Below are 21,245 nucleotides of genomic sequence, written 5' to 3' on the forward strand. Positions count from 1 at the left end.
AGGGGCTGTGGGGGAGGGATTTCCCAACCCTAGGGGTATTGATCTGCCTCGAGACTAATGCCATGATGGGCGGACTTGAACGATCAAACGTGCAATGACGAAGGAGTCACGATGTCGCGTTCAGCGTCTTCCCGATTGCTCTCGGGTTTCGCTCTCACAGCCCTGGTCTGCACATCAGGCGTTGTCACAGCAATTTCGCCGCCCGCCCCTGCGGCCGCCGCCACGACAGCCGTGACACTGGTGGGCGATCTCCAGTCAGAACTCGGGTGCGCGGGCGACTGGGACCCAGGTTGTGCCGTCACCGGCCTCACCGATGCCGACGGCGACGGCCTCTGGACGGGTGATTTCACTGTCCCCGCAGGCAACTACGAATTCAAGATCGCGATCAACAACGCGTGGGATGAGGCCTACGGCCTCGACGGGGGCAACTACCCCCTGCGCCTCGCTGCGGACACGGCGGTCACGGTGAGCTTCGAGGACGGCTCCAACAAGGTCTCCCTCGGCATCGCCGACCTGCCGGACGGCTACCAGGAGTCCGACGCGGCGCTCGTCGCTGCGCCTTTCCGTGACCCGGGCGCCGGCAACAACTTCTACTTCGTCATGACGGACCGTTTCGAGAACGGCGACACCGGCAACGACGCCTGCATCGCCACCGGGCCCGCCGCCGACGGCGTGCTCCCCGTCGACTGCAGCGGCACCGACCGCCTGGTGACCGGCTTCGACCCCACCGACAAGGCGTTCTTCAACGGCGGCGACATCCAGGGCCTCCGCGACAGGCTGGATTACATCGACGGCCTCGGGATGAGCGCCATCTGGCTCACGCCGTCGTTCGTGAACCGTCCGGTGCAGGGCGTCGGCGCTGACGCGTCGGCCGGCTACCACGGGTACTGGATCACCGACTTCACGCAGATCGACCCGCACTTCGGCACCAACGCCGAACTGGACGCCTTCATCGACGAAGCGCACGCCCGGGGCATCAAGGTGTACTTCGACATCATCGCCAACCACACCGCCGACGTGATCCACTACGCCGGCCACGAGGGCACCAACCCGCCCTACGTCACCAAGGCGGCCAGCCCGTACAAGGACATCAACGGGGCGGAGTTCGACCCCGCCGCCTACGCACCGGGCACCGCGGCCATGCCGCTGATGCACCCCGACGAGCGCTCGTTCCCCTACGACCCGGAGATCCCGGCGGGCATGGAGGACGCGAAGTTCCCGGCGTGGCTCAATGACCCGACGCTTTACCACAACCGCGGTTTCGACCCCGCCTGGCCGGCCGGTGAACCTGCCCGCTACATGGACTTCGGCGACCTCGACGACCTCATGACCGAGAACCAGATCGTCGTCGACGGCATGACCGCCATCTACAAGGCCTGGACCGACCTCGGCATCGACGGCTTCCGCATCGACACCGCCAAGCACGTCGACTTCGTCTTCTGGCAGGAGTTCACCAAGTCCATCCAGGACCATGCCAAGGACGACTTCTTCATGTTCGGCGAGGTCTACGACGCCGACGCGCGCCTGCTGTCGCCGTACGTCCGCAACTCCGACATGAACTCCGTGCTGGACTTCGCCTACCAGTCCAGCGCCCTGGGCTACGCCAAGGGATTCACGGCGCAGGGCCTGTCCGGCCTCTTCTCGGCCGACGACTACTACACGACCGCGACCTCGTCGTCGTCCAGCCTCCCCACCTTCCTCGGCAACCACGACATGGGCCGCGTCGGCTTCCTCCTGGGTGACTCCGCGGACCGGCAGCAGAGATCCGAACTGGCGCACGAACTGATGTTCCTGACGCGCGGCCAGCCGGTGGTCTACTACGGCGACGAGCAGGGCTTCGTGGGCGACGGCGGAGACAAGGACGCCCGCGAGTCGATGTTCGCCTCGCAGGTGCCCAGCTACCTCGACAACTCCCTGATCGACGGTTCGTCCGCCGGCAGTGGGGCCCATTTCGGTACCGACGGAGTGCTCTACGACGACATCGCGGGTTTGGCCGCACTGCGCCTCGCGCACCCGGCGCTCTCCACCGGTGCGCAGACGGAGCTCTACGCCGAATCCGGCGCCGGCGTCTACGCCGCCGCCCGCGTCGACCGCACCGAGAAGGTCGAGTACCTTGTGGCCGTCAACAACGCCACGACGCCCCAGACCGTCGACTTCGCCACCCTGACGCCCGGCGCCACCTACGCGCCGCTCTACGGCGCCACCACGGGCGTGACCAACGTCGACGGCTCGGTCACCCTGACCGTTCCAGCGCTGAGCGCCGTCGTCTACAAGGCCGGTGCCCCGGTCGCGCCCGCTGGCGACGCCCAGCAGATCGCCGTCACCTCCGGCGCTCCCACCGACGGCCTGGTGCCGCTCATGGCAGACATCGCCGACGACCGCTGGGCGGAGACCTCCTTCGCCTACCGCGTGGCCGGCTCCAGCAGCTACACCCCGCTCGGCACCGCTGAGACCGACCAGCCGCGCGTCTTCGGCGACTTCGGTGCGCATCTTCCCGGCACCGTCCTCGAGGTGCGGGCGGTGAGCACCGACGCCAGCGGCGCGCGGGTCGCCGCCTCGACCACAGTCGTCGTCGGCACCGACCTGGGCGAGGCCGCCCCCGACGCCGGTGAGATCGACTGGTCCACCGCCGTCACCGTCCCCGGCAACCACAACGCTGCGATGGGCTGCTCCGGAGATTGGAAGCCCGACTGCGCAGAGGCGCTGCTCACGCTGGATCCGGTGAGCGGGCTCTACACGGGCACGTTCTCGCTGCCGGCCGGCAGCTACGAGTACAAGGTCGCGGTGGGCGGCTCCTGGGACGTCAACTACGGCGTGGGCGGCGTGCCGGGCGGGGGTAACTCGCTGTACACGCTGACCGAAGCAACCGAGGTGACGTTCTTCTACGACCCCGTGACGCACCTGTTCTTCAACACCGCCCAGAGCCCCATCGTCACCCTCCCCGGCAGCTTCAACGCCGCAGCGGGGTGTCCGGGGGACTGGCAGCCTGAGTGCCTCGCGACGCTCATGTTCCCGACGGGAGACGGCAACTACACCTGGTCCACCACCTCCCTCCCGGCCGGCAGCTACGAGGTGAAGGTCGCCCACGGTCAGTCGTGGGACGAGAACTACGGGGTCGGCGGCGTTCCCAACGCCGGGAACTACTCCTTCACCACGGCGGCGAACAAGCTTGTGTCGTTCGCCTACAACATCGACAGCCACCTGCTCGAGATCACCGTCGAGGATCCGCCGCTGGCCGGCACCGATCAGCTGCTCGGCCACTGGATCGACCAGCAGACCGTCGCCTGGCCGGCGACCGTCGCCGCTGGTGACCCGGCCACCCGCACCTGGGAACTCTGGACCGACGCGGACGGCGGGCTGGCGCTCGTCGACGGGGTCGTCACCAGCAGCACCGGGACGCCCGCGGTCAAGCTCGGCGACCTCACCAACGACGCTGCCGGCCTCACCGCGGCTCAACTCGAGGTCCGCGGCCACCTGCGCGGCTTCCTCGCGCTGAAGCTCGACGCCGACCGCGCCGCCGTCGAGGAAGCACTGAAGGGCGACCTCGCCGTCATCCAGCGCAACGCCGACGGGCTGCCCGAGGCATTCACCGGGCTGCAGATCCCGGGCGTGCTCGACGACCTGTACGCCTCCGACGCCCGCACCGGCGAACTCGGCGTGACGTTCGCCGCAGGCGTGGCGTCGCTCAGCCTCTGGGCGCCGACGGCCACCGACGTCGACCTGCTCCTCTTCGCCGACTCCACCGGCTCCGGCGAACCCACCCGCGTGCCGATGGCCGAGCAGGCCGACGGCACCTGGACGCTCACCGGGGAAGCAGGCTGGAAGAACCGTGCGTACCAGTTCGACGTGGGCGTCTTCGTCCCGTCACTGGACCGCATCGAGCGCAACGTGGTCACGGATCCGTACTCCATCGGCCTCACCCTCAACTCCACCCACTCGGTGCTCGTCGACCTCGACGACCCGGCCTGGGCGCCGGAGATCTGGACGGGCAACGAGGCGCCGGTGATCGACCAGTTCGTCGACCGCACGATCTACGAGCTGCACATCCGCGACTTCTCCATCACGGACGAAACCGTCCCTGAGGAGCTGCGCGGCACCTACGAGGCGTTCGCGTTGGAGGACAGCGACGGCGTGGCCGCCCTCACCGAACTGGCCGAGGCCGGCATGAACACCGTCCACCTCCTGCCCAGCTTCGATATCGCCACCATCGAGGAGGACCGCACCCAGCAGGTCGAACCGGTCGTCCCCGACGCCGGCCCGGCCTCGACGGAGCAGCAGGCCGCCGTGACTTCCGTGGCAGACCAGGACGCGTTCAACTGGGGCTACGACCCGTTCCACTACTCGACGCCGGAGGGCTCCTACGCCTCCGACGCGAACCAGATCGGCGGGAAGCGGACCTCCGCCTTCCGCGAGATGGTGGGTGGCCTGCACGGCATGGGCCTCCAGGTCGTGCTGGACGAGGTCTACAACCACACCGCGCAGTCTGGGCAGGCCGACAAGTCGGTGCTCGACCAGGTGGTGCCGGGGTACTACCACCGGCTCAGCCTGACGGGCAGCGTCGAAAAGTCCACCTGCTGCGAAAACGTGGCAACCGAACACGCCATGGCCGAGCAGTTGATGGTCGACTCCGTGGTCACGTGGGCCCGCGACTACCACGTCGACGGTTTCCGCTTCGACCTCATGGGCCACCACTCCCGCGCCAACATGGAGGCCGTCCGCACCGCTCTCGATGAACTCACGGTCGAAACCGACGGTGTCGACGGCAGCAGCATGTACCTCTACGGCGAAGGTTGGGACTTCGGCGAGGTGGCGGGCAACGCCCGCTTCCACCAGGCCACGCAGGGGCAGTTGGACGGCACCGGCATCGGGGCGTTCAACGACCGGCTGCGCGACGCCGTCCACGGTGGTGGGCCCTTCGACGAGAACAAGTCCGAGTTCCAAGGCTTCGGCACCGGCCTCCTCACCGACCCGAACGGTGTGAGCACCCGGAGCGCCGACGAGCAGCGGGCGGACCTGAGGCACCGCCAGGACCTCATCCGCCTCGGCATGGCCGGCAACCTGGCCGACTTCTCGTTCGAGACGTCTGCGGGCACCGTCCAGAAGGGCAGCGAACTGGACTACAACGGCCAGCCGGCCGGCTACGCCACGCAGCCGTCCGAGTCGGTCAACTACGTGGACGCCCACGACAACGAGACACTGTTCGACCTGGGCGTCTGGAAGCTGCCCACGGACTCGACGATGGACACGCGGGTGCGCATGAATACGCTCTCGTTGGCCACCGTCGCGCTCGGCCAGTCCCCGTCGTTCTGGCATGCGGGCACAGACCTGTTGCGCTCGAAGTCCATGGACCGCGACTCCTACAACTCCGGCGACCACTTCAATGCGCTCGACTGGTCCATGCAGTCGAACAACTTCGGCGTGGGCCTGCCTCCGGAGGAGAAGAACGGTGCGAAGTGGGACGCGATGCGGCCGCTCCTGGAGGACCCGGCGAACACGCCGTCCCCAGGCGACATCGCCACCTCGCGCGCCCGTGCGCTCGAGCTGCTGAAGTTGCGCTCCACCTACCCGCTTCTCACGCTGGGCACGGCTGAGGACATCGCGCAGAAGGTCACGTTCCCCAACGCGGGCGCCGACCAGACGCCGGGCCTCATCCTGATGCGCATCGACGACACCGTCGGCACGGACGTGGACGGTGCGGTCGACGGGCTCCTCGTGGCGTTCAACGCCACCCCGGAGGCACTCTCGGAACAGGTCGACGGCATGGCCGGCGTGGAAATGGCGCTCTCGCCCGTCCTCACCGACGGACCTGACGCCGACGCCACGCTGGGCACCACCTCCTGGACCTCGTCCACCGGCACGCTGACGATCCCGGCCCGTTCGGTCGTCGTCCTCGTGCAGGACCAGGAGCAGGCACCCAGCACCCCGCCGACGAAGCCCACCCCGCCGGTGTCGGCGCCGCCCACCACGAAGCCCCCGACGACGCCTCCCGGCCCGCCGGCCTTCGTGCGCAGCGCCCCGTACACCCTGCCGGGGCTGCACAAGGGCCTCAACGGGCGCGACTGGAACACCACCTGCGAGAAGTACTCGCAGACCGAACGGTGCCGCACCGAGATCTGGGCCACCGTCGTGATGATCCAGGACGGGAAGTTCGTGCGGAAGACCGGATGGGTGTTCAACAACCTGACCTACCTGCCGTACATGACCCGGCAGCAGTGGCAGGGCAACCCTCTCGCGGCCACCAACGAGTGGACGGCGACGGACGGCCGCAGCTGGCGCACCGAGTGTGACACCGCCCAGACGGGCGGGAACGGCTGCCGGTCCTACGCCAGGGTGACCGTCTACACGGCGGTCGAGGCGGAGAAGGGTGGCGGCTGGATCTTCGGCCAGAACAACGAATGGGTGTTCAACAACATCGTGATGTTCCGCTGATCCCCGGATAGGCACTGACGCCGGTCGAGCACTGCTCGGCCGGCGTCACTGCGTTGTGGGGGTCAGCGAGACATGCTGCGGAGCATGCGGTGCATCGCGACGCCGCCCCAGCTGGGGCCGGCCACGAACTGCTCGTCCAGGTCGACGAAGCCCCGCCGCGCGTAGAAGCGCCGGGCGCGCTCGTTGCCATTGATCAGCCACAGGTACATCGGGCGGCCGTCGTCCACGTTGCTGAACAGGGCGTCGGCCAGGCCGGTGCCATGGAAGTCAGAGGAGACGTACAACCGGTCGAGCTGGCGGTTGGCAGGGGCGGGCAGGAGGTCGTTCTCCACCTCCCACCTGGCCGGCGCATCCGTGATCGAGGCGATGCCGGCGATCTGGCCGCCCACCCTGGCGACGAGCGCGCGGGCGGAACCGGGGTTGGCGAAACGCGCCTCCAGTCCGGGCACCCACTCGTCGCGGTAGGCGCGCTGGCGCTCGTCGAAATCGGTAGGCACGGTTCCGGCGTAGGTCGCGGCCTGCTGCGCGACGAGGAAATCGAACCAGCCCTCAGCATCGTTGGGTGTGGGCGTGGTCAACACGGGTACGGGCACGCGGTCATGTTATCGCTAACAGGCGTGCAAACCTGGCAAGCTGTGAACATGAGCCTGCTGGAGGTCATCGCACTGCACGCCGCCGACGCCGAGCGCGCCGAAGCCGGCGGCGCAGACCGCGTGGAACTTGTCGGCACCATGGACGACGACGGCCTCTCCCCGGAGCCCCGCACTGTCGACAAGGTGCGCCGCGCCACCACCATCCATCTCCGTCCGATGGTCCGCCTGAGGCCGGGCTTCGGCACGGACGGGGGAGAAGCCACACGGCTCAAGGGACTGATCTCCGCCTACCGCGACGCCGGGGCCGACGGGGTGGTGCTCGGCTTCCTGAACGGCGCGAACCGGGTGGACCGCGAGGTGGTCTCGGAGCTCGTCGGCGACGGCTCGCTGCCCTGGACGTTCCACCGCGCCATCGACCACTGCCTCGATGCGGCCAAGGCCTGGCAGGACGTGCGCACCCTGCCGGGCCTCACACACGTGCTGACAGCCGGTTCCGTGCGCGGCGTCGAGCAGGGCCTTGACGACCTCATCCGCCGCGCGAAGGCGGACGAGGAGGTGGCCCGCCTCATCATGGCCGGGGGCGGCCTCAAGCCTGAGCACGTGCCGTGGCTGGTCCGGGCGGGCGTGCGCGCCTTCCACATCGGGTCACCGGCGCGCCCGGGCGGCTCCTTCAAGGCCTATGTCGACACCGAACTGGTGGAGAGCTGGCGCGACCTCATCGACACCGAGGTGGCTCATGTCCGCAAGCCCCACTGAACGCCGCATCAACCGTCGCAGCGGCGCCCGGGTGATCGTGCTGTCAGCACCGGAAGGGGCGCAGCCGCAGGTCCTCCTGCAGGGCGACACGGACCCGGGCATTCCCGGCTCCAGGTTCTGGCAGACGCCCGGTGGCGGCATCGACGACGGCGAGTCGCCCCGCCAGGCGGCCGCGCGCGAGTTGTTCGAGGAGACCGGGCTCACCGTCGACCCCGAGGAGCTGGGCCCGCCTGTTGCCACCCGTACCGTCACGCACGGCTACTCGGACCGCGTCCTCATCCAGCACGAGACCTACTACCGGCTGCACGTGCCACTGTTCGACCCGGTGCATGCGGCCTTGAGCGAGGCGGAGGCGAGGCGGCGGGTCGAGACGCGGTGGTTCCCGCTCAGTGCGCTGCCTGGCGCCGTCTGGCCGGCGGAACTGCCGCTGCTCGCGGTGCACGACGGTGAGGCGCTCGACCTCGGCGAGGTCGAGGAATCCACGGTGCCGGCAGGGAACTGAAGGGACTCAGCGTCCCCTGAGCGAAGACAGCATGAAGCCGATGCTGCACCCCAGCGCGATGAAGCCCCACAGCGTGGTGAACATGGGCGACGGCTGCCCGGCGAGGTACCACTGCACCAGCAGCCCTGACGCGCCGACGCTGGTGGCGACGTAGCCCAGAGCCTTGGTCAGCGGCTTGGTGCGGAGGCCGATCACGCCGGCCGCCAGCAGCATGAACGCTGACGTGTTGCTGACCAGGAACCCCACGAAGCAGAGCACGGAGGCGACCCTGGCCAGGGCCCGGTGGCTCTCCGTCACCGGCACGGGGGTGCCGACCACGGGCGGGAGCGCCACCGACGGCGGGGGAGCCCACGGACCGGTGGGTACGGAGGGAACTGTGGGCGGCGGGTAGGCCGTCGCCGGCCCGGGCGGGTCGAGCGGCTGCCCGGTGGGAGGCGGGGGTGCCGTGTCGAGCGCGGACTGAGCCGTCGTCGGGAACGGCGAGAGCGGGTTGCGCGGGCCTGCCGGGGGGACGCCCGGATCTGCCGTCATGAGCGAGCTGTACACCGTGAACGCATCCCTCGGGTCACGCACGCTCGAGGGGCGGTCGCCGATGAGGTGAAGCGGCTGCTGCGGCGGTAGCGGGTCGAAGCCGGTGGGGTGGCCGACCGGGCCCGGGGTCTGCGCCCGGTACGGCTCGCCGGACGAGAGGGGGCCGACCACCGGGGTCGCGAACCCGTCCGGTCTCTCCACGGGCGCGTAGGCCGCGCCGTCCTTCCACGTCGCCATGGATCCATCGTAATGGCCCTGCGGCAACAGGGTCGGAAGGTCATGTGGGGCAAACGTACGGACAAACCTGTTCCAGGTACCTTGGTGCGCACATTTCCTGTTCACTTCACGGGGTAAATGAGCAGGATATGCTCAGGTCACGTTGCGCACAATAAGGTGGCGGGATGCAAAGCCGGACATTTCGGCAATCAGATTCGTGAAGATTCGGGAAAAACCATGCAAGTTATCATCGTCGAGAACGCTGACCAGGTGGGTCAGGTGGCCGCGGACAAGGTGATCGAGAACCTGGAGGGCATCGCAACTCCGGTCCTGGGCCTCGCCACGGGCAGCTCCCCGCTGTCGCTGTACGCCGAGCTGTCGCGCCGCTCCACCGAGGGCATCATCGATTTCTCGCACGGCCTCGGCTTCGCTCTCGACGAGTACGTGGGCATCGACCCGGCGCACCCGGAGAGCTACCGCAACGTGATCCACCGCACCGTCGTCGAGCCGCTCGGGATGGATCCGGACCGCGTGCGCGTGCCCAACGGTTTCGCTGACGATCTGGAGGCCGCCGCTGACGAATACGACGAGGCCATCGAGGCCGCCGGCGGCGTCGACGTGCAGATCCTTGGCATCGGCTCCAACGGGCACATCGGCTTCAACGAGCCCTTCTCGTCCTTCTCCTCGCGCACCCACGTCGAGATCCTCACCGCACAGACCCGCGAGGACAACGCGCGCTTCTTCAACTCCATCGACGAGGTCCCCACGCACTGCATGACGCAGGGTCTCGGCACCATCATGGACTCCCGCGTCGCCGTCCTGGTGGCCACCGGTGAGCACAAGGCGGACGCCGTCGCAGCCATGGTCGAGGGGCCCGTCGCCAACGTGATGCCGGCCTCCATCCTGCAGTTCCACCCGAACTGCATCGTGATCGTCGACGAGGCCGCCGCCTCCAAGCTCGAATACGCTGCGCAGTTCAAGGCCGAGTACGCGCTGAAGCAGCAGCTCACGGGCAAGGCCTGACCCGCCCGGCCCCCGTCGCTTGGGCAGCCAGCTGCCCAAACGACTAGACTGTGCCGTCACTGGATTTTCTCTGAGAAGTGGGGGCGACGTGCCAACCGGTAAAGTGCGATTCTTCGACGCTGAGAAGGGCTTTGGGTTCATCACCAAAGACGGCGGTGGCGATGTCTACGTGCGCTCCAACGCGCTCCCCGACGGGGTCACCTCCCTCAAGCCCGGGCAGCGCGTCGAGTTCGGCGTGATCGAGGGCCGCCGGGGCGAGCAGGCGCTCAGCCTCCACGTGCTGGAGACCCCGCCGTCGCTGTCCAAGGCCCAGCGCAAGAACCCCGAACAGTTGACGATCATCGTCGAGGACCTGATCAAGATGCTCGACACCATCGGCAACGACTACCGCCATCAACGCCACCCAGACAGCAAGCATGCCTCCAAGGTCGCTTCGCTGCTGCGCCGCGTCGCCGACGAACTGGAGCTGTAAATGGCAAAACCCTTCAAGCTGGATGCCGTCACCGCCGAGGCCGTCGACCTCGCCCGCGAAGCCGCCGTCGAAGAGGGCGGCGACGAGGCAGTCGGCGCCCACCTGGGTGTCGTCGCTGAAGAGGGCGACCGCATCGTCACCCACTCCTTCGAGTGCCTCCTGACGGGCTACGCCGACTGGCGTTGGGCCGTGACGCTGGTGCGCGCCTCGCGTTCCAAGGTGGTCACGGTCAACGAGGTCGTGCTGCTGCCGCAGCCGGCCGCACTCCTCGCGCCTGACTGGGTGCCGTGGGAGGAACGGATCGGCGCCGGCGACATCTCGCCGGGCATGCTCATGGCCACGCCGGACAACGACCCGCGTCTGGAGCCCGGCTTCGCCGCCACAGACCTGCCGGCTGACGCGGACCCGTCGGAATGGGTTCAGCTGCGCACCACCGTCGCCGAACTGGGCCTCGGTCGCCAGCGGGTGCTGAGCCGCGTCGGTCGCGACGAGGCCGTCGAGCGCTGGTGCCGCGGTGAGGCCGGCCCGCACAACGAGATGTCGCGCGAGGCCCCCGCCAACTGCGCCACGTGCGCCTACTTCGTGCCCCTCCGTGGCTCGCTGGGCGTCATCTTCGGCGCCTGCACCAACGAATATTCGCCGTCCGACGGACACGTCGTGTCGCTGGACCACGGCTGTGGCGGGCACTCCGACGTCGTGGCCGAGCAGCGCCCCAAGGAACTGCCGGCTCCCGCGTTCGACACGGTGAATGTCGAGGAGAGCCTCTTCGACTGAGACTGGTAAGCCCGCGGGTCCGACGCTGGTCGGGCCCGCGGGCTTTGTGTTGCCTGCCGGTGGGGCTCAGGCCGGGCAGCTGGCCTTGACGACGAAGTTGACCGGGTCCTGGCCGGTGACGGCCGGGTCCATCAGGTCGTAGAACGGGCCGCTGCCCACGACGGTGAACCAGTCGCCGTCCCAGGTGATGGTGGCGCTGCCCAGGTCCCGTGCGGTGTCCATGTCGACGAGCTTGCCGTCATCGAACACGACGCTGGCGCTCACCACCGTCTGCTTGTCGCCGGTGGTGGTGACGGCGACCTTCGCGCCACCCTCGTTGCTCCCGCTCATGGACCAGTTGTCGTTGACCTGGGTGCAGCCCACCTTGGTGATGGCCTCTTCGGTGTCGCCGAGGCGCACGGCGGCACCGCCCTGGGGGGCTGCGGTGGTGATCTCCGTGGGAAGGGCCTGACCGGCAGGGACGTCGGCGTTGGCTTCTCCGGTGCCCTGCCCGACGGGTGAGGGGGCGCCACCGGCGCCTCCGGTGCACCCGGAGAGCAGCAGCGCCAGCACGGCGGGTCCTGCGAGGAGGGATGCCTTCACACGATTCATAGAACGCCCTTTCTGACTTCGGCCAGCTTAGGCCAGGAGGGGAAATGGACCCAGGCCTGACGCGGGTCGCGCATCGTGGACGCGCACCTGGTGAGCGTTCGCGGTGCGGAGGCAATAGGATGGTCGTCCGTGGTTACGAACTCCCCCAAGGCAGCAAAGCTGCACCCAGAGACCGCGCGCGGCACCGCGTCCGGCCTCGATCGTTTCTTCGAGATCACCAAGCGCCGCTCGTCCGTCGGGCGAGAGATCCGCGGTGGCCTCGTCACGTTCTTCGCAATGGCCTACATCATTGCGCTGAACCCCCTCATCATCGGTACAGCTGCAGACAAGAACGGCAACCTGATCTCAGGCGCGCCCATGTACAGCGACGCCGCCCGGACCATCGTCGATGAGGCCGCCGTCGGCGCGTCGATCGGCATGGTGGCAGCGGCCACCGCGCTCATCGCGGGACTGCTGACCCTGGCGATGGGCCTGATCGGGCGCTTCCCGATGGGTCTCGCCGCCGGCCTCGGCCTCAACGCCCTGGTGGCCTACGTGCTCGCGCCGCAGATGACCTGGCCCCAGGCCATGGGCCTCGTGGTGTGGGAGGGCATCCTCATCTTCATCCTGGTGCTGACCGGGTTCCGGACGGCCGTGTTCAAGGCCATCCCGAAGACGCTGCGCACCGCCATCTCGGTGGGTATCGGTCTGTTCATCGCCTTCGTCGGCCTCGTCAACGCCGGCGTGGTCCGCCGGGGAGCGGGCACGCCCGTCGAGCTCGGTGTCGGCGGCACCCTGCAGGGCTGGCCCATCGGCGTGTTCTTCTTCGGAATGCTGATCCTGATCGCCCTGTACGTGCTGAAGGTCAAGGGCGCCATGCTGATCTCCATCGTCAGCGCCACCGTGCTGGGCATCATCATCGAGGCCGTCACGAAGGTCGGCGCCCAGTCGCCCGACGGCAGCAACGCCTACGGTTGGGCGCTCAACGTCCCGGCGCTGCAGAACTTCACGCTGCCCGATCTGGGCCTCATCGGCCGCATCGACATGTTCGGCGCGTTCTTCCCGGACGGCGAGTTCTCGCTGGCCAACTTCGTCGCGCTCCTGGTGCTGGTGTTCTCGCTGCTGCTGGCCGACTTCTTCGACACCATGGGCACCGTCGTGGCCGTGGGTTCTGAGGGTGGCCTGCTCGACAAGGACGGCATGCCGCCGCGCACCACCGAGATCCTGCTCGTCGACTCCGTCGGCGCCATGGCCGGTGGCCTTGGCTCGGTGTCGTCGAACACCTGCTACGTCGAGTCGACCGCGGGCGTGGGTGAAGGTGCCCGCACGGGCCTCGCGTCGGTCGTCACCGGCCTCGCGTTCATCGCGGCGATCTTCCTCGCCCCGCTGATCAACCTGGTGCCGTCCGAGGCCGCCGCCCCCGTGCTGGTGTTCGTCGGCTTCCTGATGATCTCGCAGGTCGTGGACGTCGACTGGACGCGCCCCGAGGTGGGTATCCCCGCCTTCCTGACGATCATCCTGATGCCGTTCGCCTACTCCATCACGGTGGGTATCGGCGCCGGCATGGTGGCGCACGTGTTCATCAAGCTGGTCAAGGGTGAGGCCAGGAAGATCCACCCCCTGATGTACGTGGTGGCGGCGCTGTTCGTCATCTACTTCATCCAGGGCGCGCTGATCGGCTGGCTCATCGGCTGATCTGCCGGACCACAACGGGCCGGGCGGTATTCCGCCCGGCCCATCGTCGTCCCGCCCGATGAGGCACTCTGGAGGAGAGCGACGAGGAGGGACGATGGCGGAGAACTTCAACCTGGTCAGTACCGGGACGGCGGGGCTGGACCGGATCGTGGACTCGCTGCGCCTCGGCGACAACGTGGTGTGGCAGGTCGATTCCCTCGACGACTACCGCCGCGTCGTGGAGCCCTTCGTGCGGCAGGCCCTCGCCGACGGACGCCGCATCACTTATGTGCGCTACGGCGCCCACGCGCCCGTGGTGGACGATCCCGCCGTCGAGGTGGTCGAGATCGAGCCCGGAGGCGGTTTCGAGGCGTTCGCCACGGCGGTGCACACCATGGCCGCTGAGCGGGGCAGGCTCGCGTTCTACGTCTTCGACTGCCTCACGGATCTCCTGAGCGGGTGGCACTCGGACCTGGCCGTGGCCAACTTCTTCCAGGTCACCTGCCCCTTCCTCTACGAGTTGGACACCGTGGCCTACTTTCCGCTGGTGCGCGGCGAGCACACCTACGCCACGGTCGCCGCCATCCGCTCCACCACCCAGCTGCTGCTGGATCTCTACGGCGTCGACGACGAGCTGTACGTGCACCCCCTCAAGGTCTTCGGGCGCCACTCGCCCACGATGTTCTTCCCCCACGCGCTGCAGGGCGACGAGGCGCGGCCCATCACGTCGTCGGAGGCCTCCGCCCGGCTCTTCGCCCGGATGAGCGACACCTTCGACCCACCGGACCACTGGCAGTCGCTCGTGCAGACGGGCCGCAACGCGTTGCGCTCCGGGGACGAGGGCGAGGTGGCCGGCGCGAAGAGCCTGCTGCTCCGGATGCTCGTCGGCGGCGAGGGCCGGATGGTCGAGTTGGCCGAGGACTACCTCACCCTCGACGACCTGGTGGCCACCGCCTCCCGGGAGATCGGCACCGGCGCCATCGGCGGCAAGGCGCTGGGCATGCTCGTGGCCAGGGCGATCCTGGCGCGGCAACCCCAGTTCCGGGCGAAGATGGAGGCCCACGACTCCTTCTTCCTGGGCGCGGACCTCTGGTACACCTACGTGGTCGCCAACGGGTGGTGGCGGCTGTGGATGCAGCAGAAGACCCCCGAGGGCTACTTCAGCGCCGGTGCGGAACTCCACCAGAAGCTCCCCACCGGCCGCTTCCCGCCGTCGGTGCGGGACCACTTCATGCGGATGCTGGAGTACTTCGGGCAGTCGCCGATCATCGTGCGCAGTTCCTCGCTGCTGGAGGACAACTTCGGAAACGCCTTCGCCGGCAAGTACGAGTCGGTCTTCTGCGCGGGCCAGGGCTCGCCGGAAGACCGGTACCGGCGCTTCGAGGATGCGGTGCGCGCGGTGTATGCCAGCGTCATGAGCGCCGAAGCGCTCGAGTACCGCCGCGACCGTGGCCTCTCGCACCTCGACGAGCAGATGGCCGTCCTGGTGCAGCGTGTCTCCGGAGACCACCACGGCGACCTCTTCTTCCCCCACGCCGGCGGGGTGGGCAACTCGTCGAACCTCTACGTCTGGGAACCGGGGATCGACCTCGAGGCCGGGATGTTGCGCGTCGTGTTCGGCCTGGGCACCCGGGCCGTGGACCGCACCCACGAGGACTACGCCCGGATCGTCACCCTCGACGTGCCCAGCCGCCGGCCCATCGTCGAGGAAGGGATGGAGCGACGCTATTCCCAGCGCTACGTCGACGTGGTCTCCCTGAGTGCCAACGAACTGGTGACCGAGCCACTGCTCGACATGCTCAGTGGCGCGGCCGGAGACCCCGACGGGCGGGTCGGGGCCGACTGGTCGCTGTTCCTCACCCCGGACCGGGGGGCTCTGCGGCGCCTGCAGGAACTGGGCCGCTCCGCAACGCAACCACAGATGATCTGTGACCTGCAGGGGCTCCTCACCACCACGGACTTCGGCACCTTGATGCGGGGGGTGCTCGCCTCCCTGGCAGAGGCCTACGACTACCCGGTGGACATCGAGTTCACCCTCAACTTCCGCCCGGACGGCGACTACCGCTTCAACCTCGTGCAGTGCCGTCCGCTCCAGACCCGCGGCCTGGGCAAGGCGGTGCTGATGCCGGAAGTGGCCGACACCGCGGACTGCCTGTTCAGCTCGAACGGCACGTTCATGGGCGGCAACGTGCGGCTCCCGATCGGAGCCGTCGTCTACGTGCGCCCCAAGCGCTACCTCAGCCTGGGACACCAGGACCGCTACGCGGTGGCCCGGCTGGTCGGCCAGGCGACTCGGGCGCTGAAGGGGAAGGGCGTGATGGCCATCGGCCCCGGCCGGTGGGGGACCACCACGCCGTCGCTGGGGGTGCCGGTCTCGTTCTCGGAGATCGCCGCGGCAGACGCGCTCATCGAGTACACCTACCCGGACGCGGATTTCCATCCCGACCTCAGCTACGGCAGCCACTTCTTCCAGGACATCGTCGAGGGGGAGACGTTCTACGCCGCCATCTTCGACGGGCGGCCCGGCTACGTGTTCAACCACGAGAAGCTGACGACGCAACCCAACGAGATCCTCTCTATCGTGCCCAACGCGGACCCGGCCATCGCCGAGGTGGTGCACGTGGTGTCCAGGGAGTCGCTCGTGCTGTACTCCGACGTCGTGAACCAGCGGGTCTTCTGCTGCTGACCCGCAGCGGCGCCGTTAAGATCGGTTACCTGGAGCCGGAGCCGTCCGACGTTGGACGCCGCGGATCCACAGGAGGAACTGATGCTTCGTTTTGAGATCCGCACCGGGCCGGAGTTCGGCGATAACCCACCCGCATATCCCGAGACCGGACACGTGCCGGACTGGTACCGCGACGCGAAGCTGGGCTTCTTCATCCACTGGGGCCTCTACTCGGTGCCCGCCTGGGCAACTGCCCACGGGCCCGGGGGAGTGCCCGTCGAGGACGCCTACACCCACCACCAGTACGCGGAGTGGTACGGCAACACGGTGCGCATCGCCGGCAGCCCCACCTGGCTCCACCACCAGGCGGTCTACGGCACTGGCACCAGCTACGAGGACCTGGCGGACCACTGGCGCGCCGACCAGTTCGACGCCGACGACTTCGTCGGCCGCCTCGTCGACGCCGGCGCCCGCTACATCATCCCCACCTCCAAGCATCACGAGGGCTTCTGCCTCTGGGGCACGGGCACGACCGGTTTCAACGCCGTGCAGCGAGGCCCCCGCCGCGACCTGATCGCCGAACTGCACGACGCCACCCGCCGCGCCGGCGCCCGATTCGGGCTCTACTACTCCGGGGCGCTGGACTGGCACGTCTCAGACTTCCCGCCCATCGAATCCGATACCGACCTGTTCCGCTTCCGCCGCCACGACGAACTGTTCTCCCGCTACGCCGCCGCCCAGCTCGACGAGCTCGTGGAGCGGTTCGCGCCGGACGTGCTCTGGAACGACATCGAATGGCCCGACGGGGGCAAGGGGCATGAGGAATACGCCGTCGCCGCGCTACTCAAGCGGTACCTGGACCAGGTGCCCGACGGCGTTGTCAACGACCGCTGGGGGGTGCCCTATCACGGCTTCATCACCCGCGAATACATGGAGATCAACCACACCGTCGAGGTCCCCTGGGAAGCCACCCGCGGCCTCGGGTTCTCGTTCGGCTACAACCAGGCCGAGGGCTCGGAGCACACGCTCAGCGGTGCTGACCTCATCAGACTGCTCGTCGACGTGGTGGCCAAGAACGGCAACCTCCTCATCAACGTCGGCCCCCGCGCGGACGGCACCATCCCTGAGCTGCAGGCGGCGTCGATGGCGGCCCTCGGCGGCTGGCTGCGGAGCTACGGCGACGCCATCTACGGCACCCGCCCCTGGGTGCGTTTCGGCGACGGGGATGTTCGCTACACGCAAAAAGCGGACACGATCTACGCGCTGCTGGACCCGTCGCCCGGCGAACTCCACATCCCCCACGAGCTCGCCGGAGCGCGACTCAGGTGGCTCGGCGCCGACGGTGAAGTCACCGTCTCAGCGGGCGACTGGGTGTCGGTTCCCCACGTGATCAGGGACGAGCCGGTGGTGGTCGCGGCCATGGAAGGCATTCCGGTGCGGGCGGGCTAGCCGTTAGGCTGACGCCCATGTTCCAAAAGGTATTGGTCGCCAACCGCGGCGAGATCGCAGTGCGCGCCTTCCGTGCAGCCTACGAACTCGGCTACCGCACCGTCGCAGTGTTCCCCTACGAGGACCGCAACGCCGATCACCGCGTGAAGGCGTCGGAGTCGTACCTCATCGGGGAGGAGGGCCACCCGGTCCGCGCCTACCTGAGCATCGACGAGATCATCCGGGCGGCCAAGGAATCCGGCTCCGACGCGATCTACCCCGGCTACGGCTTCATGTCGGAGAGCCCTGACTTCGCCAAGGCCTGCGAGGCGAACGGGATCACCTTCATCGGGCCCTCGTCCGACGTGCTCGCCATGGCCGGCAACAAGGTGCGCGCCATCGAGGCCGCCAAGAAAGCCGGCGTGCCGGTCCTCAACTCCTGCCCTCCGTCCACAGACGTCGAGGTGCTCAAGAAGGCGGCCGACGAGATCGGCTTCCCCGTGTTCGTGAAGGCCGTGGCCGGCGGCGGTGGCCGCGGTATGCGCCGCGTCGACGACCCCAGCAAGATCGCCGACGAGGTGGCCGCCGCCATGCGCGAGGCCGAGGCCGCGTTCGGTGACCCCACCGTCTACATCGAGCAGGCGGTCGCCGCCCCCCGTCACATCGAGGTGCAGATCCTCGCGGACGGCGAGGGCAACATCGTCCACCTCTTCGAGCGGGACTGCTCCATCCAGCGCCGCCACCAGAAGGTCATCGAGATGGCCCCGGCGCCGTTCATCTCTGAGGAACTGCGCCAGGCGCTGTGCCGCGACGCCGTGAAGTTCGCCGAATCCATCAACTACTTCTGCGCCGGCACCGTCGAGTTCCTCGTCGAGACCGACGGGCCCCGCGCCGGTGAGCACGTGTTCATCGAGATGAACCCGCGCATCCAGGTGGAGCACACCGTCACCGAAGAGATCACCGACGTGGACCTGGTGCAGGCGCAGATGCGCATCGCCAACGGCGAGACGCTCGAGCAGATCGGCATCCGTCAGGACGAGCTGCAGATCCGCGGCGCCGCCCTCCAGTGCCGCATCACGACGGAGGACCCGCTCAACTCCTTCCGCCCGGACACCGGCCTGATCACCGCGTACCGCTCGGCCTCCGGCGCAGGTATCCGCCTCGACGGCGGCACCACCGGCACCGGCGTCGAGATCAGCCCCCACTTCGACTCGCTGCTGGTCAAGCTGACCGCCCGCGGCCGCGACCTGAAGATGGCCATCGCCCGCGCCCAGCGCGCCCTGGCCGAGTTCCGTGTCCGCGGCGTGGCCACCAACATCCCGTTCCTGCGCGCAGTGCTGGAGGACGCCGACTTCCTGGCGGGGCCGGTCACCACCAACTTCATCGACGAGCGCCCCTACCTGCTCAACGCCCGCACCCCGGCAGACCGGGCCACCAAACTGCTGCGCCACATCGCCGAGGTCACGGTCAACAAGCCGCACGGCGACGCGCCCACCACGCTGGACCCGGGCGACAAGCTGCCGAAGGTGGACCTCAACGGGGGAGTCCCAGACGGCTCCCGTCAGCGCTTGCTGGCGCTCGGCGCCGCCGGGTTCGCCAAGGAACTGCGCGACGCGGTGCCCGTGCGGGTCACGGACACCACCTACCGCGACGCGCACCAGTCGCTGCTGGCCACCCGCGTCCGCACGCGTGACCTGCTGCGCATCGCCCCGACGCAGGCCCGCCTGCTGCCGGAGATGTTCTCCGTCGAATGCTGGGGCGGAGCCACCTACGACGTGGCGCTGCGCTTCCTGGGCGAAGACCCGTGGGAGCGGCTCGCCACGCTGCGTGAAGCAATGCCGAACCAGAACCTGCAGATGTTGCTGCGCGGCCGCAACACCGTCGGCTACACGCCGTACCCCACGGAGGTGACGCAGGCCTTCGTCGCCGAGGCAGCCGCCACCGGCATCGACATCTTCCGCATCTTCGACGCGCTCAACGACGTGGAGCAGATGCGCCCCGCGATCGAAGCGGTGCACACCACCAACTCGGTGGCCGAGGTGGCGCTGTGCTACACCTCGAACCTGCTGGACCCCAACGAGAAGATCTACACGCTCGACTACTACCTCCGCCTGGCGGAGAAGATCGTCGACGCAGGTGCGCACATCCTGGCCATCAAGGACATGGCCGGGCTGCTGCGCCCAGAGGCGGCCCGCCGCCTGGTCACCGCGCTCCGGGAACGTTTCGACCAGCCCGTGCACCTGCACACCCATGACACCACGGGCGGCCAGATGGCCACCCTCATGGCGGCCATCGACGCGGGGGTCGACGCCGTCGACGTGGCGAACTCGGCGCTCAGCTCCACCACCTCGCAGCCGCCGATGTCGGCTCTTCTGATGGCGCTGGACCAGACGGAGCGCCAGACCGAACTCGACGCGCAGGCCGTGCTGAACCTCGAGCCCTACTGGGAGGCCGTGCGCAACCTGTACAAGCCGTTCGAGTCCGGCCTTCCCGCGCCCACCGGCCGCGTCTACTCGCACGAGATCCCGGGTGGTCAACTGTCGAACCTGCGCCAGCAGGCCATCGCGCTCGGCCTCGGCGAGAAGTTCGAGCAGATCGAGAACATGTACGAGGCTGCAGACAAGATCCTCGGCCGGCCCATCAAGGTGACCCCGTCGTCGAAGGTGGTGGGCGACCTCGCGCTGCACCTCGTCGCCGTCGGTGCAGACCCGAAGGCGTTCGAAGAGGACCCGCAGAACTTCGACATCCCGGATTCCGTGATCGGCTTCCTCGGCGGCGAACTCGGCGAACCCGCCGGCGGCTGGCCTGAGCCGTTCCGCACCAAGGCGCTGGGGGGTCGCAAGGTCCCCGTCCGCGTCACCGAGGTGTCCGAGGAAGACCTGGCGCTGCTGGAGAACGAGGGGCGTGAGCGTCAGGAGACGCTCAACCGGCTGCTGTTCCCCGGCCCCACGAAGGCGTTCATCCAGGCCCGCGAAGACTTCGGCGACATCTCCGTGCTGCCCACCGTCCCATACCTCTACGGCATGGAACGCGGCAAGGAATACGCCATCACGCTGGAGAAGGGCGTCACGCTGCTGGCCGGTCTGGAGGCCATCTCCGAGCCCGACAAGCGCGGCAAGCGCACCGTCATGACGCTGCTGAACGGCCAGATCCGGCCGGTGCGGGTGCGTGACCTCTCGATCAAGTCGGAGGTCGCGGCGGCTGAGAAGGCGGACACCTCGAACAAGGGCCACGTGGCCGCACCCTTCAGCGGCGTAGTGACGCCGTCGGTGGGTGAGGGCGACGTCGTTGAGGCGGGGGCGCCGGTGGCCACGATCGAGGCGATGAAGATGGAGGCCTCCATCAACGCCCCGGTGAGCGGTACCGTCCGTCGCGTCGTGCTGCCGGGCGCCACCCAGCTCGAGGGCGGCGACCTCGTCCTGGTGATCGACGCCAGCTGACGGGCTCGGCCGTTGGGCCCTGCGGCCGGTTCCGCAGGTGATGGGAGGGGCCCTCCCGCCCATGCCGGGGTCCCGACGCGCGTGGGTTTTGTCGGCGGGGTGTTGGCGTCGGGACTCCGACAACGCCCACCTAACCCGTCGGGCCCCTCCCATCTCCTGCTGTGGGCTGGCT

At 68.6% G+C, this 21,245-nt stretch carries 13 protein-coding genes; 10 read left to right on the plus strand and 3 right to left on the minus strand.

All coding sequences use genetic code 11. The annotated features are described in order from the left end of the window. The first annotated feature begins 231 nt into the window (after positions 1 to 231). Positions 232 to 6,429: a pullulanase-type alpha-1,6-glucosidase gene (gene pulA, locus J7D54_RS02580; protein ID WP_245244088.1), complete on the plus strand. Its 6,198-nt coding sequence runs from the start codon at positions 232 to 234 to the stop codon at positions 6,427 to 6,429. 62 nt (positions 6,430 to 6,491) lie between these two features. Here pulA and J7D54_RS02585 read toward each other — a convergent pair whose 3' ends face one another. Beyond that, entirely contained in the window at positions 6,492 to 7,022 is a 531-nt protein-coding gene (locus J7D54_RS02585) for a GNAT family N-acetyltransferase (RefSeq protein ID WP_182762391.1), read from the minus strand. 48 nt (positions 7,023 to 7,070) lie between these two features. Between J7D54_RS02585 and J7D54_RS02590 the strand changes: the two genes are divergently transcribed. Together J7D54_RS02590 and J7D54_RS02595 are read left to right on the plus strand one after the other, a co-directional pair. Then, a complete protein-coding gene (locus J7D54_RS02590; protein WP_182762390.1) occupies positions 7,071 to 7,778 on the plus strand; it encodes a copper homeostasis protein CutC in 708 nt (235 codons plus the stop codon). Next, the gene (locus J7D54_RS02595; protein WP_182762388.1) at positions 7,759 to 8,280 is read left to right on the plus strand and encodes an NUDIX hydrolase; all 522 of its coding nucleotides are present in this window, start codon (positions 7,759 to 7,761) and stop codon (positions 8,278 to 8,280) included. The genes J7D54_RS02590 and J7D54_RS02595 overlap by 20 nt, the downstream gene beginning before the upstream one ends. A gap of 6 nt (positions 8,281 to 8,286) precedes the next feature. Here the strand turns inward: J7D54_RS02595 and J7D54_RS02600 are convergent, their stop codons facing one another. After that, positions 8,287 to 9,048: a hypothetical protein gene (locus J7D54_RS02600; protein WP_182762386.1), complete on the minus strand. Its 762-nt coding sequence runs from the start codon at positions 9,046 to 9,048 to the stop codon at positions 8,287 to 8,289. Positions 9,049 to 9,264: 216 nt separating this feature from the next. Between J7D54_RS02600 and nagB the strand changes: the two genes are divergently transcribed. From nagB to J7D54_RS02615, 3 genes are all read left to right on the plus strand, one after another. Then, on the plus strand, positions 9,265 to 10,050 hold the full coding sequence (gene nagB, locus J7D54_RS02605) for a glucosamine-6-phosphate deaminase (RefSeq protein WP_182762384.1): 786 nt from the start codon (positions 9,265 to 9,267) through the stop codon (positions 10,048 to 10,050). 88 nt (positions 10,051 to 10,138) lie between these two features. After that, positions 10,139 to 10,522: a cold-shock protein gene (locus J7D54_RS02610; protein ID WP_076063845.1), complete on the plus strand. Its 384-nt coding sequence runs from the start codon at positions 10,139 to 10,141 to the stop codon at positions 10,520 to 10,522. Next, positions 10,523 to 11,296 carry a DUF3027 domain-containing protein gene (locus J7D54_RS02615; RefSeq protein ID WP_182762382.1) on the plus strand — a complete coding sequence of 258 codons (774 nt, stop codon included), beginning with the start codon at positions 10,523 to 10,525 and terminating at the stop codon, positions 11,294 to 11,296. It abuts the gene before it with no gap. A gap of 66 nt (positions 11,297 to 11,362) precedes the next feature. Here J7D54_RS02615 and J7D54_RS02620 read toward each other — a convergent pair whose 3' ends face one another. Beyond that, positions 11,363 to 11,878: a lipoprotein LpqH gene (locus J7D54_RS02620; RefSeq protein ID WP_182762380.1), complete on the minus strand. Its 516-nt coding sequence runs from the start codon at positions 11,876 to 11,878 to the stop codon at positions 11,363 to 11,365. 138 nt (positions 11,879 to 12,016) lie between these two features. On the opposite strand from J7D54_RS02620, the gene J7D54_RS02625 reads away from it, so the two are divergent. From J7D54_RS02625 to J7D54_RS02640, 4 genes are all read left to right on the plus strand, one after another. Continuing rightward, positions 12,017 to 13,561, plus strand: a complete 1,545-nt coding sequence (locus J7D54_RS02625; protein WP_182762378.1) for an NCS2 family permease — start codon at positions 12,017 to 12,019, stop codon at positions 13,559 to 13,561. A 94-nt stretch (positions 13,562 to 13,655) separates the two neighbouring features. Next, a complete protein-coding gene (locus tag J7D54_RS02630) occupies positions 13,656 to 16,226 on the plus strand; it encodes a PEP/pyruvate-binding domain-containing protein (protein ID WP_182762376.1) in 2,571 nt (856 codons plus the stop codon). Between the two features lie 81 nt (positions 16,227 to 16,307). Beyond that, the gene (locus J7D54_RS02635; RefSeq protein WP_182762374.1) at positions 16,308 to 17,654 is read left to right on the plus strand and encodes an alpha-L-fucosidase; all 1,347 of its coding nucleotides are present in this window, start codon (positions 16,308 to 16,310) and stop codon (positions 17,652 to 17,654) included. A 17-nt stretch (positions 17,655 to 17,671) separates the two neighbouring features. Beyond that, a complete protein-coding gene (locus tag J7D54_RS02640; RefSeq protein ID WP_182762372.1) occupies positions 17,672 to 21,073 on the plus strand; it encodes a pyruvate carboxylase in 3,402 nt (1,133 codons plus the stop codon). The last annotated feature ends 172 nt before the right edge of the window (positions 21,074 to 21,245 follow it).

The sequence above is a fragment of the Tessaracoccus sp. MC1865 genome (genome assembly GCF_017815535.1).
GTDB lineage: Bacteria > Actinomycetota > Actinomycetes > Propionibacteriales > Propionibacteriaceae > Arachnia.